Origin of the sequence: Streptomyces erythrochromogenes, from assembly GCF_040684695.1 — a bacterium.
GTDB lineage: Bacteria > Actinomycetota > Actinomycetes > Streptomycetales > Streptomycetaceae > Streptomyces > Streptomyces erythrochromogenes_C.
Genome location: NZ_JBFBGM010000002.1, coordinates 680,530 through 696,519, shown reverse-complemented (window position 1 = coordinate 696,519; position 15,990 = coordinate 680,530). Strand labels below are relative to the sequence as shown.

Here is a 15,990-nt window from a genome sequence, read left to right as displayed (position 1 = left end):
AAGGAACGGACGCTTCCTTCGTACTCACCCTCTCGGGCTTTCCTCCGGGCTTTCGTTCTGCTGTCTTGCGTTTCCGACTCTATCAGACTCTTTCGGGCCTGACCCCCAGTCAGCGGGGTTTGTCTTCCGGGCTGTTGGGCCCTTCCGACTCCCCAAACTCTAGTGGATTTCCCCGGCGATTCATAATCGGCCTTCGGAAATGAATTCGGGCACGCCGAAATCGTTCCCAGTGGGAGATCGTGCTGAGTTGGGTGCCGCAACGAGGCGGCCGATTTGTTGTCGCCGAAACCTTCCGGCTGCGGGGCAACTCGAAGAACCTTACGGACCCGCCGAGGCTGTGTCAACCCCGGTGGTCAGCTGGGTGACTGGAGGTCTTCCACCCGGTCGAGCAGGCGCGTGAGCATGTCGCCCAGCACCCCGCGCTCCGCCGTCGAGAGGTCCTGGAGGAGCTCCTCCTCGAAGATCGTGGCCGCCCGCATCGCGTCCAGCCACTTGCTGCGGCCCTCGTCCGTGAGCTCCACGATCACGCGGACCCGGTTGGACTCGTCCCGCTCGCGGGTGACCAGGCCCTCCGCCGTCATGCGGTCGATCCGGTGGGTCATTGCGGCCGGCGTGAGGCCCAGCTGCTTCGCGAGCTCGCTCGGGCCCATCCGGTAGGGAGCACCGGAGATGACCAGGGCCTTGAGGACCTCCCACTCCGCGTTGCTGATGCCCAGGGCCGCGGTCTGGCGTCCGTACGCGACGTTCATGCGGCGGTTCAGGCGGCTCAGCGCCGAAACGACCTTCTCGACCTGGGGGTCGAGGTCCTGGAATTCGCGCTGGTAGACGGCGATCTGCTCATCGAGGCTCGGCTCGGGGACGGACGTCGTGCCGTCGGGGGTGTCACCCATGCGTCGAAGTATGGCACGAGCCCGTTGGCGTCTAACTCCTTCGGTGTGTACTGTTAAGGATCGAACTTTAGGTATGAAGTCTTCAGTCTTCAGTTATCAAGGCAGGTGAGAAGTGACCAAGGTGATGGGCGCTGCGATGCGGCGGATCCAGGCCGGGAACGCGCTGACCGCGTTCGGCATCGGCTTCACGGTTCCGTTCCTCTACATCTATGTGGCGCAGGTGCGGGATCTCGGCTCCATGGCCGCCACGAGCGCGTTCGTGGCCTTCGCCCTGGGTGCTCTCGTCGCGCTGCCCTTCACCGGTCGGGTCATCGACCGACGTGGTCCGGTGCCCGTGGTCATGGGTGCGGCCGTCGCCGCCTCCGCGGGTGCCCTCGCGCTCGGCCTCTCCACGGGGATCGTGCCGATCCTGCTGTCCGCTCTGGCGCTCGGCGCCGGTCAAGCCGTGATGCAGCCGGCCCTGGCCACGATGATCGTGTGGTGCTCCACCCCGTCCACCCGGACCCGCGCCTTCGCCCTGCAGTTCTTCATGCAGAACCTGGGCCTGGGCATCGGCGGTCTCCTCGGCGGGCAGATCGTCGACGAGAGCCGGCCGGGGAGCTTCACCCTGCTGTTCGGCATCGAGGCCGTGATGTTCCTGGTCCTGGCGGGTGTCGTGGCCACCGTGCGGCTGCCGCACGTGCCGGCCATCAAGGACGCCCTGCCGAAGGACCCGGCCCAGGCCGGTGGCAGCGGCTGGAAGCGGCTCCTGCGGCACAAGGCCATGGTGCAGCTGTGCGTGCTGGGCTTCGTGGTGTTCTTCGCCTGCTACGGACAGTTCGAGTCGGGTCTGGCCGCCTTCGGTACGGAGGCCGCCGGGATCTCCCCGTCCACGCTCGGATTCGCCCTCGCCGCCAACACCGGTGCGATCGTCCTCGCGCAGTTCGTCGTGCTCAAGCTGGTCGAGAAGCGCCGCCGGTCGCGTGTCATCGCCCTCGTCGGGCTGATCTGGACCGGGGCCTGGCTGATCGCCGGGTTCTCGGGGCTGGGCCACGGCAGCGCGATGATGGCCGCCGCCGCGTTCATCACCACGTACGCGCTCTTCGGCATCGGCGAGGCCATGCTGTCGCCGACCCTGGCCCCGCTGGTCGCCGACCTGGCGCCCGAGGGCTCGGTGGGCCAGTACAACTCGGCCTTCGCGCTGGTCAAGCAGATGGCGCTGGCCCTGGGGCCGCTCGGGGTGCCGCTCGGTGCGGGCGCTCCCATGCTCTACATCGCGGTCTTCGTGCTCGTCTCGCTCGGGATCGCCGGTCTGGCGCTGCGGCTCGGCAAGGGCCTCACGCCGATGCAGGACAATCCGGTGCTGGCGAGCAGGGTCGTCGCGCAGGGCGGTCCGGCCGTCGCGGTGAAGGAGCCCGTGGAGCCCGTGGAGCCCGTGGAGCCCGTGGAATCCGTGGAATCCGTGGAGCCCGCGCGGCCCGTGCACGCGTAACCGCTCCGGCAGGTGCGGACGTGGAAGGCCCCGGTCCTTGTGGACCGGGGCCTTTCGCGTTGCCTGATGCTCCGGCTACTTGTCCGGCAGGGCGAACTCGCACCAGACGGCCTTGCCGCCGCCCGGGGTGCGGCGCGAGCCCCAGGAGGAGGCGATCGTGGCGACGATCGAGATGCCGCGGCCGGTCTCGTCGGCCGGTTCGGCGCGGCGGCGGCGCGGCAGGTGGTCGTCGCCGTCGGTGACCTCGATGATCAGCCGGCGGTCGGTGCGGCGCAGCCGCAGGCGCATGGGCGGGGTGCCGTGCTGGAGGGAGTTCGCGACGAGCTCGCTCGCCGCGAGGACCCCGAGGTCGCAGAGCTCGACGGGGAAGCGCCAGGAGGCGAGGACGCCCTGGGCGAAGGCCCGGGCGCGCGGAGCCGCCTCGATGCCGCCGAGTAGTTCCAGGGCGGCGTTGTGGAAGAGCTCGGCGTCCGCGCCGCTGCGGGCGGGCTGCTGGAGCACCATCACGGCGACGTCGTCGTCGTGGTCGGCGTCCACGCCGAGGGCGCGCATGAGGCGGTCGCAGATGACGGAGGGGGTGCCCTGGGCGCCGGCGAGGGCACGTTCGAGCGCGGCGACGCCCTCGTCGATGTCCTCACCGCGGCGTTCGACCAGGCCGTCGGTGTAGAGGACGGCGGTGGAGCCCGGGCCGAGCGCGATGGTGCCGGAGGTGTGCAGCCAGCCGCCGGTGCCGAGCGGCGGGCCGGTGGGGTCGGCGGCTCTGCGTACGGTGCCGTGCTCGTCGCGGACCAGGATCGGGAGGTGGCCGGCCGAGGCGTACGCGAGCAGGCCCTCGTTGGGGTCGTGGACGGCGTACACGCAGGTGGCGATCTGGCTGGCGTCGATCTCGGCGGCGAGTCCGTCGAGGAGCTGGAGCACCTCGTGCGGGGGCAGGTCGAGGCGGGCGTAGGCGCGGACGGCGGTGCGCAGCTGGCCCATGACGGCGGCGGCGCGGACGCCGCGGCCCATGACGTCGCCGATGACGAGGGCGGTGCGGCCGGCGCCGAGGGTGATGACGTCGTACCAGTCGCCGCCGACGGCGGCCTCGGTGCCGCCGGGCTGGTAGGTGGCCGCGATGCGCAGGTCGTCGGGCTGTTCCAGCTCCTGCGGGAGCAGGGAGCGCTGGAGGGTGACGGCGGCCTCGCGCTGGCGGCGTTCGCTGGCGCGGAGGCGCTCGACGGCCTCGGCGTGGTCGGTGACGTCGGCGAGGTGGATCAGGACGCCGGCGTGGTGGGCTTCCGCTTCGGGTGCGGTCCCGGTTCCGGTTCCGGTCCCGGTTCCGCTGCCCGTGCCGGTCCTGGGGAACTCGACGGGCGTGCAGGTGACGGTGTAGGAGCTGCCGCCGCCCGGTGCGGTGCGGTTCTTGGCGGTACGGGGCCTGCCGCTGCGCTGGACCTGGTCGAGGAGCGGGAGCAGGCCGAGCTCGCCGAGTTCGGGGAGGGCCTCGTGGGCGGGGGCGCCCGGGGTGCGGGCGCCGAAGCCGGCGGTGTAGGCGTCGTTGACGTACGCGACGCGGTGCTCGGGGCCGTGGACGAGGGCGACCAGGGCGGGGAGCCGGCCGAGGACCTCGCGTACCGAGAGCTCGTCGAGGGAGGGCACGGCGGTGAGGACGCCGGTCCCCCGGGACGGGGCCGTTCCGGTGCCCGATCCGGTGCCTGTGCCGGTGCCCGCGCCGGTTCCGCTTCCGGAGACCGTGGAGTCCGCGGGGTGGCCGTCGACGGGCGCGGGGCGCTCCGCTCCGGGGTCGGGGCGGCCGCCGCGGGCCGCCGGGACCGCGCCTTCGCCCCGCTTGGCCTGGGCTGCGGCGTGTTCGGTCCGGGCGGCGGCGCGGCGCTGCGTTCCGGGGAACCGGGCGCTCCAGCGCGTGAAGTTCACTGCGTTCAAGCCTCGTGGTGTCGCGAGTGGTCGCTGTGTCGCTCGTGGGCGGTCGCTGACGGGACGATGTCACTCTGTGCAGGTGTGAGCACACCTATGGTCACACGTCCAGTGTGGCCGACCGCACTGACAACGTCAGCCCTGGCCGTTCTGCGGGGGGTTGGGGGCGAGGGGCGGAGGAGGTGACTTGGGACCGCCGCCTGCAGCCAGTTCGAATTCTGCCCTGGGGTGTTCGAGTGAGCCAAGGGAGACGATCTCACGCTTGAAGAGGCCGGAGAGGGTCCATTCGGCAAGTACGCGCATTTTCCGGTTGAAGCTCGGGATGCGGCTGAGGTGGTATGCGCGGTGCATGAACCAGGCCGGGTAGCGCTTGAGCTTGCGTCCGTAGATGTGGGCGACACCCTTGTGGAGGCCGAGGGAGGCCACCGAGCCGGCGTACTTGTGGGCGTACTCGGTCAGGACTTCGCCGCGCAGGGCGGCGAGGAGGTTGTCTGCGAGGACCTTGGCCTGGCGGACGGCGTGCTGGGCGTTGGGGGCGCACTCGCGGCGGGGTCCCTCGGCGTCCGGCGGGGCGGTGATGTCGGGGACGGCCGCCGCGTCGCCCGCGGCCCAGGCGTGCTCGACCCCCTCGACGGTGAGGAAGGAAGTACAGACGAGACGGCCGCGCTCGTTCTTGGGGAGGTCGCTCGCGGCCAGGACCGGGTGGGGCTTGACGCCGGCGGTCCAGACGATGGTGCGGGTGGGGAAGCGTGCTCCGTCGCTGAGGACGGCGACGCGGTCCTCGCAGGATTCGAGCCGGGTCTCCAGACGGACGTCGATGTTGCGGCTGCGCAGTTCGCGGACCGTGTAGACGCCCATCTCCAGGCCGACCTCGGGGAGGATGCGGTCGCTGGCCTCGACGAGGACCCACTTCATGTCCTCGGGCTTGATGTTGTGGTAGTACCGCGCCGCGTAGCGGGCCATGTCCTCCAGCTCGCCGAGGGCTTCGACGCCCGCGAAGCCGCCGCCGACGAAGACGAAGGTGAGGGCCGCGTCGCGGATCGCGGGGTCGCGGGTGGAGGAGGCGATGTCCATCTGCTCGATGACGTGGTTGCGCAGGCCGATGGCCTCTTCCACGGTCTTGAAGCCGATGCCGTAGTCGGCGAGGCCCGGCACGGGGAGGGTGCGCGAGACGGAGCCGGGGGCGAGGACGAGTTCGTCGTACTCGATCTCGACGGGGCCGACGCCCTCGTCCGCGGTGGCGAGGGTGTTGACGGTCGCGGTCCGCTTGGCGTGGTCGATGCTCGTGGCCTGGCCGATGAGGATGCGGCATTTGCCGAGGACGCGGCGCAGGGGGACCACGACGTGGCGCGGGGAGATCGCGCCCGCGGCCGCTTCCGGCAGGAAGGGCTGGTAGGTCATGTACGGCTCGGGCGTGACCACCGTGACCTCGGCTTCTCCCGCTCTGAGCTTTCGCTGGAGCCGGAGCGCCGTATACATGCCGACGTAGCCGCCGCCGACGATCAGGATGCGCGTGCGGGGCGGGGTACCGGGGGCCGTGCCCCGGGAGTTAGCAGCCTTCACCATCCCATGACGCATCGTGGCCGGGAGTTTGTCCACAGGCCCGGCGGATTGTGTGACCGGTGGTAGCCCTGGGGTGGGGCAGAAGGGGACCTCCGGGGGTGGCCGAAGTTCGCAGGTCAGAGCGGGCGGAGAGGCAGGTTCCGGGGGTGTGTGGGGGAAAAGTGGGGGTGAATGCTCCGATCGGGCGGTGGTCCGTCCGGGGCTGCCTCTTCTGAATTGACTCTGGCTCAACTATGTTCGTATCTCGTCGAGGACCGGGCCTGAGACCGTGGCCCCCCTCGGCGTGAAGGCGGGGAGTGTCTCCGGGGGGAGACAAATGATTACCGGGGGATACATATGAACATTTCCGATTTCCATGGTTCTGCGACCGCTCTCTCGGTCGAGAGCAGCGGTCGTGCCTTGACCAGCCCGACCACGCACGGGGTGGGGCGCTCCACGCCGCTGCGCGTCGACGCCCAGCGCAACCTGGAGCACGTGCTCCGCGCTGCCCGCGAGGTCTTCGGCGAGCTGGGCTACGGGGCTCCGATGGAGGACGTCGCGCGCCGCGCCCGGGTCGGTGTCGGCACCGTGTACCGGCGTTTCCCGAGCAAGGACGTCCTGGTGCGGCGGATAGCCGAGGAGGAGACGGCCCGGCTGACCGAGCAGGCCAGGACCGCGCTGGGCCAGGAGGAGGAGCCGTGGCAGGCGCTGTCGCGCTTCCTGCGCACCTCCGTGGCCTCGGGCGCGGGACGGCTGCTGCCGCCGCAGGTGCTGCGCGTCGGCTCGACCGCTGAGGAGGCGGCCGAGGAGGCGGCGGCGGAGGCGCGGGTTCCGCACCAGCGCCAGGCTGCCGAGGCGGCCGGTGCTCCCGGTCTGCGGGTCGTGGGTGCGGCGCGGGGCGCTGCCGAGGACGAGCCTTCGGACGACGCGGGCGCGGGCGCCCTGCTGGAGGTCGTCGGCCGGCTGGTGCACCGGGCGCGGGAGGCCGGTGAGCTGCGTGCCGACGTCACGGTGGCCGATGTGCTGCTGGTGATCGCGACGGCGGCGCCCGCGCTGCCCGACCCGGCGCAGCAGGCGGCGGCTTCGAGCCGGCTGCTCGACATCCTGCTCGAGGGTCTGCGGTCCCGGACGGTGTGATCTCGGCGGCGCGGTGGCGGTCCGCTTCCGGCCTGGTGGCGGTCCGGCTCCGGCCCGGCGGCAGCTCTGTGACGGGCAGGCACCGGTTCGGTCCCGGGACGGAACGGACCGCAACGGGAGCCCGGCCGGCCGGAGCAGGGCCGCCGCCGGGCCAACACCGCTGCTGCCCTGGTGCGTTGCCGTGGGCGGCGTCCTGTTCGGTGCCGCGTCGAAACCTGCCCGGACGGGTGGATGGCGCGCAGACCGGTCCGACGCGTGTCCGCCATGTGACACGCTTGATCGGTGTACCGGTTGAGCGTGTCGTGCGGGGGCTTCCGCGATGAGCATTGACGGGCGTGAAGAGTCATCCGGCGGCGCCGGGGGCGAGACCGAGATCGGCAGCCTGCCCGCCCGGCAGGTACCGGCTCAGCGCGAACCGGGTGGGCGGCGGGCGCGTTCGTCGGGACCCTCGGGCCCGCTCGGCGCCGGGGGCGAGCTGCCGCCGTCCGACGCGGACTTGATCGCCCGGATGCGGGCCGGCGACGACGGTGCGTACGCGGAGCTGTTCCGTCGTCACGCCGACGCCGTACGGCGCTACGCGCGGTCCTGCTGCCGGGACGGGCACACCGCCGACGACCTGACCGCCGAGGTGTTCGCGCGGACGCTGCAGGCGGTACGGGGCGGGGCCGGGCCGGACCAGTCGGTGCGGGCCTACCTGCTGACGACCGTACGCAGGGTCGCGGCGGCCTGGGGCAAGACGGCCCGTCGGGAGCACCTGGTCGAGGACTTCGCCGTCTTCGCGGAGCAGGCGGCCACGCGGACCGAGAGCGGCGCCGGGATGTCGGGGCTGTCGGGGGACGACACCCTCGAACTGGGCGCGGACGTGCGGGCGATGCGGGAGGCCGAGCAGTCGCTGGCCATGCAGGCCTTCCGGAGCCTGCCCGAGCGGTGGCAGGCCGTGCTGTGGCACACCACCGTCGAGGAGGCGTCGCCGAGTGCGATCGCGCCGCTGTTCGGGCTGAGCGCCAACGCGACCGCGGTGCTGGCCAGTCGGGCACGGGAAGGGCTCAAGCAGGCCTATCTGCAGGCGCATGTGAGTTCGGCGCTGAGTTCGGGTGGTGACTGCGCGCGGTACGCGGACCGGTTGGGCGCCTATGCGCGCGGCGGGCTGCGGATGCGGGCGGAGCGCGGGCTGCGGGGGCACCTGGAGGAGTGCGTGAAGTGCCGGCTGGCCGCCGGGGAGCTCAAGGACGTCAACGCGGGCATTCCCGCGCTGCTTCCGGTGGCGGTCATCGGGTGGTTCGCCGCCGGGTACGCGGCCAAGGCCGCCGGGGTGGTGGCCGGTGGGGCCGTCGCCGCGGGCGGGGCCGGGGCCGCGGCGGCCGCTGCGGGCGGGTCGGCCGCCGGGGGCGCCGCCGCCGGCGCGGCCGGGGCCGGGGCCGGGGCTGCTGGAGGTACGGCCGGTTCCGGTGCGGGGGCCGGGGCTGCGGGCGGTGCTGCCGGTGGGGCCGGGGCCGGTGGTTCCGGGTCCGCGGTCGGGGGCGCTCTGGCGTCCGAGGGACTCGGGCTGCCCGTCAAGGCCGCCATCGCCGCCGGTATCGCGGTGGCCGCTGCCGCCGGGGTGGTGTTCGCGCTGTCCGGGGACGATCCCGAGCCGCAGGCCCGGGTGAAGCCCGCGCCGAGCGTGGCGGCGCCGGCCGTGCCGAAGGCGGCCGCCTCGGCGTCGCCCTCGCCGGAGCCGAGCCCGCCCGAGGAGGAGCCGCAGCCCGCGGCCGCCTCCGTACCGCCGTCGCCGAAGCCGACCCCGACGCCGTCGGCCTCCCCGTCACCGGCGGCGCCCACCGCGTCCCCGCCTCCCTCGCCGTCTCCCGATCGTCAGAAGCCCGCGCCCACGCCGTCCCCCAGCACACCGACGCCGAAGCCGACGACCCCGTCGCCCGCCCCGAAGCCGCCGGAGTCGTTCCGGCTGGCCGCCCTGCCGTACTCGGTGCGGGGCGACCACAGCGGCCCGGAACTGCAGGCCTGGCGCAGCAGCTGGGTGTGGCAGCGCTGGGGCCTGCGGGTGGGCGACCGGCGGTTCGCGCAGGGGATCACGGTGAATTCGCGCTCCTCGGTGGAGATCGCCCTCAACCGGCAGTGCACCAGCTTCTCGGGGTGGGCGGGCGTGGACGGCCTGTCGCTGCTGACGGACGGGACGGTGCGGTTCTCCGTCCACGCCGACGGGCAGCGGCTGTGGCAGTCCGGGGCGCTCGGGTACGAGGACCCGCCGGCGTCCTTCCAGGTGCCCCTCGCCGGGCGCAAGTCGCTGCGGCTGGTGGTGGAGCAGACCGGTCCGGGCAGCCTGCCGACGCTGGCGAGCTGGGCCGACGCGGTCATCGCCTGCCGGTGAGCGCCCGTACCTGATCGGCTGCCCGTGGTGAGCCGCCGGTGCTCACCGGCCGGTGAGCAGCCGCGAGTGATCAGCTGCCGGTGAGGGCCGTGACGAGTCCGGCCGGGGTGAGCCTGGCCCCCGCGGCCTCCTCGTGCGCCCAGCGCTCGGGGCCGAGCAGCGCGCGGGTGCGTTCCGGGAGGCCGTCGACGACGTGCGCCTCGGGCGCCGAGCGCGGCAGGCCCGCGCGCCAGGCGGTGGCCGCCGCGAAGGCCCGTACGGCTTCGGCCGGGCGGTCGGCGTCGGCAAGGAACCGGGCCGCCGCCTCGGCGATGCCGGCCAGGACCCGCTCGGCGCACCGCCCCTCTACGGCGGCGTTCAGGGCGGGCCCGATCAGGGCCAGTGCGGCCTCCGGGCCCCTCTCGCGTGCGGTGAGGACGGCGTCGACGGTGTCCAGCCCGGCGGTCAGCTGGGCCGGCACGGTGATCCGTTCGGTCTGGATGCGGGCGAGCTCGCACTCGGCCCGGGCACGGGCGGCGTCGCCCCGCTGGAGGGCGAGCAGGGCCGCGAGGAGCCGGGCGTAGGCGCTGACGTCGTACACGCCGCCGTGCTGGTCGGCCTCCTCGTCGGCTTCGGCCAGGAGCCGCTCGGCGTCGTCGAGGTCGCCGGCGCTGTAGGCGGCCTCGGCGATCCGGGCGATGGCGAAGGGCGCCTCGACGTGGGCCCCGACCTCGCGGGCGAGGCGCAGGCACTCCTCGAACTCGGTGCGGGCCTCGGCGTACCGGCCGCGCGAGAGCGCGATCTCGCCGGCGGCGCTCGCGACCTGGGCGCGGGTCCAGCGGTCGCCGACGCGCTGGGCGATCTCATGAAGTTCGGCGAGGTCGGCGTCGACGGTGGGCAGGCCCCCGGTGACGTCGATGGCGACGTGGGTGCGCAGCATGAGGACGACGCCCAGCTCCCATTCGCCCGCGTGGCGGCGGCAGTTCTCGACGGCCTGGTCCAGGTCGGCGTGGAATTCGAGGACGTCGCCGGTGAGGAAGGAGGTGGCGGGCCAGAGGATTCCGGGGAAGACGGCGGTCTCGGGGGAACCGTGGCGGAAGGCCGTCTTGATCTGGACGGCGAGCTCCCGGTACTCGGGGGTGCGGAACCTCTCGGCGGAGTTGCTCTCGGCGAGCAGGAACATGTCGAAGACCTGCAGGCGCATGCGGCGCCAGTAGGCGGGTGTGCCCTCGGGGGGCCGGGCCGGGGTCAGGGCGAGGATCCGGGTGGTCCACTCGGCGCCCTCGCCGCGGTAGTTGCGCAGCCACCAGAACCAGCCGAGGGCGAAGGCCAGGCGCTGCGCCGTTTCGACGTCGGTCTCTTCGGCGGTCGTGGTGTGGAGGGCGGCGCGGAGGTTGTCGAGCTCGGTCTCCACGAGCCGGATCCAGGGGAGCTGTGCGGCGGAGCGGATGAGCGGTTCGGCCCGCTCGGCGAAGGCGAGGAAGTGGGCGGCGTGGCGGCGGGCGGTGGCCCGGGCGTCGGCCGGGTGGGCGGCGGCGCGTTCGGCGGCGTACTCGTGGATGGTTTCGAGCATGCGGTAGCGCATGCCGTGGCCCTCGTACGGTTCGGCCAGGACGAGGGACTTGTCGACGAGGGAGCCGAGGGTGTCGGCGACGTCGGGGCCGGTCCCGTACCCATCGCCGGCTCGGTCCCCGTCGCCGCAGACGGCCTCGGCGGCGGCGAGGTCGCAGCCGCCCGCGAAGACGGACAGGCGGCGCAGGACCGTGCGCTCGGCCTCGTCGAGGAGATCCCAGGACCAGTCGACGACCGCCCGCAGCGTCTGCTGGCGCGGCAGCACCGTACGGGCCCCGCTGGTCAGCAGCCGGAAACGGTCGTCCAGCCGGTCCGCGATCTGCCGCGGCGTCAGCAGCCTCAGCCGCGCCGCCGCCAGCTCGATCGCCAGCGGCAGCCCGTCGAGGCGGGAGCAGATCTCGGCCACCGCGGCCGGGTCCTCGTCCACGGTGAACCCGGCGCGGGCCGCCGCCCCGCGGTCGGCGAAGAGCTGATGGGCGGGGTCGGGCGGCAGGGGCTCGACGGGGCGGACGGTCTCCCCCGGGATGCCGAGGGGTTCGCGGCTGGTGGCCAGGACCCGCACGCCGGGGCAGTGGGTGAGGAGGCGCTCGGCGAGTTCGGCGGCGGCTTCGACGACGTGCTCGCAGTTGTCGAGCACGAGCAGCAGGCTGCGGTGGGCGCAGTGCTCGACGAGGCGGGTGGTGGGATCGGCGGGGGCGGTCGGGGCCGGGGACTCGCGGGCGACGAGGGAGTTCTCGCGCAGGCCGAGGGCGCTGAGGACCGCGCCGGGAACGGCCGCGGGGTGGTCGAGGCGGGCGAGTTCGACGAGCCAGCCGGGCTCGGGGTGGGCCGCGGCGGCGTGTTCGGCCAGGCGGGTCTTCCCCGAACCGCCGGGGCCGGTGAGGGTGACGAGGCGCAGCCGGGCCAGGTCTTCGTGGAGGGAGGCCAGTTCGGGCTCGCGGCCGACGAAGGAGTTCAGGCGGGGACGGAGGTTGCCTCGCGGCGCCGCCTCCGGACGGGAGGGCGGAACCGGCTCCGGCTCCGGCCGGGCCGGGGGCGCGAGCGGGGCGACGGGGGCTGCGGGGTGTGCGTCCCGGCCGGCGTGCGGCGGCTGCGGACCGGGCGAGGCCTGCGGCGGCTGCGGACCGGGCAGGTTTGCCTGGTCGGCCGGGGCCGGCACACTCGGCGACGTCTGCGAGGTCGGCGAGGCTTGCGGACCCGGCGGGGCCTGGAGAACCGGCGAGTGCTGGTTCGGCGAGACCTGCTGCGCCTGCGGACCCGGCGGGTTCGCCGGAGTCGCCGGGACCTGCGGGGCCTGTGAGGGGTGGCTCGGCAGTGTCTGTGACGGCTGCGGAGCGGGCAGGTTCGCCGGGGCTGGCGAGGCCGGTGAACCCGGCGAGGTGGTCTGCGGGGCCCGTGGGACCGGCGAGTGCTGGTTCGGCGGGGTGTGGGGCGGCAGGGGGCGGGGCCGGAGCAGTTCCGCGTGCAGGGCGGTGAGTTCGGGCCCGGGGTCGGTGCCGAGGCCGTCGGCGAGGGCGCGGCGGGTGCGCTCGTACGCGGCGAGGGCGTCGGCCGGCCGGCCGGCGGCGCGCAGGGCGCGCAGCTGCTGGGCCCGCAGCGGCTCGTCGTACGGGCTCTCGTGGACCAGCGCCTCGATCTCGGGCAGCAGCAGCGCCGGGGCGATGGTGCCGCTGAGCAGGTCCGCCTCGATGCGTCGGCGAAGGGCGGCCGAGCGGCGGGCCTCGGGGGCGGCGGCGTGCGCGGTGCGGGCGGGCTCCGCCAGGTCGGCGAGGGCCGGGCCGCGCCAGAGGGAGAGGGCGGTGCGCAGGGTGCGGGCGGCCCTCTCGGGGTCGGCGGCCAGTTCCCGGTCGCCCTCGGCGGTGAGGCGGGTGAAGCGGTGGAGGTCGACGTCGTCGCGGGAGGCGGCCAGGCGGTAGCCGCCGGTGGGTGCGGCAGGGACGGTGTCCCGGCCGCCGAGGGCTCGGCGGAGGCGGGCGACGAGGGCCTGGAGGGCGGCGGGGGCGTCCAGGGGAGGGGCGTCGCCCCAGACGTCGTCGACGAGTTCGGCGACGGAGGCCGGACGGCCGGCGCGCAGGGCGAGCGCGGCGAGGAGCGCGCGCAGCCGGGCGCCGCCGATCGGGAGGGCGGCGCCGGTCTCGTCGTGTGCCTCGGTGACGCCGAGGATGAGGTACCGCACGCGCCAATTCTGCCCGGCCGCGCGGTGGGTGGCGGCGGGGTTTTGGGCGCGCCCCGGACAGCGGCCGCCGGACAGTCGGGAGACCGAGGTGCCCCCGCCGGCCTCCAGGAGACGCGCAGGACCTGGGGCTGGCGTGGCGCAGCCGACAGGGTCCGGCACGGCGAGCGGCGCGACCGCCCCGGACAGCGGGCGCCGGGGCGTTGGCGTGGCGCAGCCGGCAGGGCGAGCCGTGCGACCGCCCCCGACGGCGGCCGCCGGGGCGTCGGGGGAACGAGGTGCCCCCGCCGGCCTCCCAGGAAGGCGCGCGGGGCCTCGGCGAGCGGGGCGGAGCCGGCACGGCGAGCGGTGTGATCGCCGGTCCTCGGCCGGGGCGTCCCTCCCGGGTCCTGTCGGCCGAGCCCGCCCCGTCCGGTGCCATGGGGCTCCCCTGAGCCGCAGGGCCGAGGAACTCCCCGCTTGCCGGACGGACTCGGGGGCCCCGACGACCTGGGGTCCTCCCGGAGACGGCCAGGACGCGGCACGGGTACCGCGGCGGTCAGGACAGGGCCGGGCGGTGCACGGGGACCCCCTCGGGCACGGCCCTGCGCCGGGCCGCGGACGTACCCGTCCAGCAGGTGCCGCGCCGGGCCAGCAGCCGGTGCAGCCACAGCTCCATCGAGACGAGCTCCGCGAGCCCGTCCAGCGGGACCGGCCGCCCGTCGGCAGCGTCGAGCAGCGCCTGCCGCACGACCCGGGCCTCGATCAGGCCGGCGTCCGCGAGCAGCGGGGCGGCGAAGAGGTCCAGCAGGTCGTCCAGGGCGGCGCGCAGCCCCAGCCTGGTCGCCGTCTCGTTCGGCGTGTGCGCGGTGGCGCCCCAGCCGGGCGGGAGCTCGCGCACGCCGGCCGAGTACAGGACGCTGCGCAGGATCTCCGCCCGGGCGCCGGGCTGCACGCGCAGGGATTCGGGCAGGGCGCGTGCGGCCCGTACGACCTGGTTGTCGAGGAAGGGGGCGTGCAGGCGCTGGCTGCGGACCTCCACGGCCTGTTCGAAGACGCGGTGGTCGGCGGCCTGACGGGCCAGCACGGAACGGGCCCGGGCCTCCCCCGGGCGCAGCGACAGCGGAGGCCGCCCGGCCGCGGCCGAAAGCCGGATCGATACTTCCGCCAGCGCCTCCCCCGTGAGCCAGCCCGCCGCCGGACCCGGCCGGGACCAGGTCAGGGCCGCGAGGGAGGCGTCCACCGGACCGGAGGAGCGCGAGGTGCGCTCGGTGACCCCGCCCTCGCGGAGCCGGGCCGCGGCGGCCTCCATGCCCGCGCGGTACGTCGTACGGGCGAGCCTGCGGGCCGCCGAGTACACGGTGAGCGGCACCAGCAGGGACTCCCCGGCCGCTCCGGCGGCGGAGGCCGAGCGGGCCAGCGCCGCCACCGGCCGCAGCAGGTGGCGGCGGCGCCGGTCCATCAGGAGGTCGGCCATGCGGGCCGGGTGGGCGTCGAGGACCTGCCGGGCGCCGTGGCCGGTGAAATGGTCGGCGGCGCCGGCGGCGAGTCTGCGGCGCTCGCGGGCGGCGAAGACCAGGGAGGGGCCGGGTTCGTCGGTGAGCGGGCCGTCGAGGTCGGTGTAGGGGAGGGCCTCGGCCGCGGCGGCGACCACGACGTGGTGCAGGCGCGGGTCGGCCGCGATGGCCCTGGCGCGTTCCAGTTCGTCCTCGCGCCCCTGCGGGGTGGCCAGGTCGTTGAAGGTGACCGCCAGCAGCCGGGCCCCGGCGGGACTGGTGAGGCTGCCCGGCGCCCCCGGCAGACCGGCCGCCAGCAGGGCGAGCGTCGCGGAGGCGCTGCCGCCGGACAGGTCGGCGCCCACCCCGGGGGCCGGTGCGCCGCGGGCCGCGCGCCGGTCGGCCGGTCCCATGCCGGGCACGGGGCCGGGATCGTACGGTGGCGGGATGTCGGGAGCATGCCGCGGAGCCGTGAGCCGGGCGCGCACCGCGTCCACCAGAGCTTCCCGTACGCCCTCCACCGCGCGGTCGGCGTCGGCCTCGGGCGCGGCCACCGCGAGCGAGGCCACCTGTTCGTAGCCGGTGATCTCGCGGGAGCCCTCGCGCAGGATGAGGGCGTGCCCGGGCGGGATGCGGCGGACCCCCGCGTACGGGGTGCCGTCGCCCAGCGCCTCGGGGCTGTCCGGGCAGGCCAGCAGGGCGGCGAGGTGGCCGATGTCGAGCTGCGCCTCGATGAGGTCGGCGAGGGGGAGCGCGGCGGTGGCGTACGCCGTCCCGCTCGCCCAGGGGGTGTAGAAGACGGGCCGGGCGCCGGCGAGGTCGCCGACGACGGTGATGCGGCGGCCGGCCTGGACCACGGCGGTGTAGCTGCCGGACCACTGGGTGAGGTGGCGCAGCGCGCCGCCGCGGGCCGCGTACAGGGCCCTGCGCAGCTCGGCGTCGGTCGCGCCGCAGCAGCCGAGGACGGCGAGCCGGGTGAAGGGATCGGCGGGGTCGGCGGTGACGGTGCGGATCTCGTCGGGGCGCCAGTCGCCGACGGCCCAGAGCGGGTCGGGGTCGCCCCAGAGCAGCTGGGCGCCGACGGGGTGGACGGTGCGTTCCGCGTCCGCGCCGGGGTCGGCCGCGTGGGCGGCGTCCGCGATGCCGCCCTGCAGGGGCGCGCCGCCGGGACCGTATCCGCCCGGGCCGTGGCCGGGTCCCTGGCCGGAGACGCGGCCGGCCGTGCCGAAGCTCGCGGCGATACTGCTCCACCCCACCAACCAGCGCACCGCCGCCTCCCCAGCCTGTGGGCACATGACCGGGGCACGGGCAGCACGGACAGCGCTGAGGGCGCGGTCGATGGGACCCCGGTGGCTCGGGTCCATGCTGCCACGGGACAGGCGTGCGAGAGGGGTTATAGGGGGCGCACACGCAAACGAACACGCCCCGGCCACGCGGTATTTGGCGTTCCGTTCCCACCGCCCCATAGG

Annotated in this window: 8 protein-coding genes; 3 read left to right on the top strand and 5 right to left on the bottom strand. The window is 74.8% G+C overall.

Going from position 1 to position 15,990, the window contains the following annotated elements:
• Positions 1–353: 353 nt before the first annotated feature.
• The gene (locus AB0O53_RS07250) at positions 354–890 is read right to left on the bottom strand and encodes a MarR family winged helix-turn-helix transcriptional regulator (RefSeq protein ID WP_351001146.1); all 537 of its coding nucleotides are present in this window, start codon (positions 888–890) and stop codon (positions 354–356) included.
• Between the two features lie 124 nt (positions 891–1,014).
• Here AB0O53_RS07250 and AB0O53_RS07245 point away from each other — a divergent pair, with 124 nt between their 5' ends.
• Positions 1,015–2,361 (top strand): MFS transporter, encoded by a 1,347-nt coding sequence (locus AB0O53_RS07245; protein WP_365193718.1) that lies wholly within the window; start codon positions 1,015–1,017, stop codon positions 2,359–2,361.
• Between the two features lie 75 nt (positions 2,362–2,436).
• On the opposite strand, the gene AB0O53_RS07240 is transcribed toward AB0O53_RS07245, so the two are convergent.
• Both AB0O53_RS07240 and AB0O53_RS07235 read right to left on the bottom strand, forming a co-directional pair.
• On the bottom strand, positions 2,437–4,275 hold the full coding sequence (locus AB0O53_RS07240) for an ATP-binding SpoIIE family protein phosphatase (RefSeq protein WP_365193715.1): 1,839 nt from the start codon (positions 4,273–4,275) through the stop codon (positions 2,437–2,439).
• Positions 4,276–4,410: 135 nt separating this feature from the next.
• On the bottom strand, positions 4,411–5,841 hold the full coding sequence (locus AB0O53_RS07235) for an NAD(P)/FAD-dependent oxidoreductase (RefSeq protein ID WP_365193675.1): 1,431 nt from the start codon (positions 5,839–5,841) through the stop codon (positions 4,411–4,413).
• 333 nt (positions 5,842–6,174) lie between these two features.
• Here AB0O53_RS07235 and AB0O53_RS07230 point away from each other — a divergent pair, with 333 nt between their 5' ends.
• A complete protein-coding gene (locus AB0O53_RS07230) occupies positions 6,175–6,954 on the top strand; it encodes a TetR/AcrR family transcriptional regulator (RefSeq protein ID WP_351001142.1) in 780 nt (259 codons plus the stop codon).
• 319 nt (positions 6,955–7,273) lie between these two features.
• Positions 7,274–9,322: a sigma-70 family RNA polymerase sigma factor gene (locus AB0O53_RS07225; protein WP_365193671.1), complete on the top strand. Its 2,049-nt coding sequence runs from the start codon at positions 7,274–7,276 to the stop codon at positions 9,320–9,322.
• Between the two features lie 70 nt (positions 9,323–9,392).
• On the opposite strand, the gene AB0O53_RS07220 is transcribed toward AB0O53_RS07225, so the two are convergent.
• Both AB0O53_RS07220 and AB0O53_RS07215 read right to left on the bottom strand, forming a co-directional pair.
• Entirely contained in the window at positions 9,393–13,049 is a 3,657-nt protein-coding gene (locus tag AB0O53_RS07220) for an AfsR/SARP family transcriptional regulator (protein WP_365193669.1), read from the bottom strand.
• Positions 13,050–13,584: 535 nt separating this feature from the next.
• Positions 13,585–15,789: an asparagine synthase-related protein gene (locus AB0O53_RS07215; RefSeq protein WP_351001134.1), complete on the bottom strand. Its 2,205-nt coding sequence runs from the start codon at positions 15,787–15,789 to the stop codon at positions 13,585–13,587.
• Positions 15,790–15,990: the final 201 nt, after the last annotated feature.

Bases quoted from the DNA above. Each gene is read 5' to 3' on its own strand.
- AB0O53_RS07230 (WP_351001142.1), top strand. From the start codon at position 6,175: ATGAACATTTCCGATTTCCATGGTTCTGCGACCGCTCTCTCGGTCGAG.
- AB0O53_RS07235 (WP_365193675.1), bottom strand. From the start codon at position 5,841: ATGGTGAAGGCTGCTAACTCCCGGGGCACGGCCCCCGGTACCCCGCCC.
- AB0O53_RS07245 (WP_365193718.1), top strand. From the start codon at position 1,015: ATGGGCGCTGCGATGCGGCGGATCCAGGCCGGGAACGCGCTGACCGCG.
- AB0O53_RS07250 (WP_351001146.1), bottom strand. From the start codon at position 890: ATGGGTGACACCCCCGACGGCACGACGTCCGTCCCCGAGCCGAGCCTC.
- AB0O53_RS07225 (WP_365193671.1), top strand. From the start codon at position 7,274: ATGAGCATTGACGGGCGTGAAGAGTCATCCGGCGGCGCCGGGGGCGAG.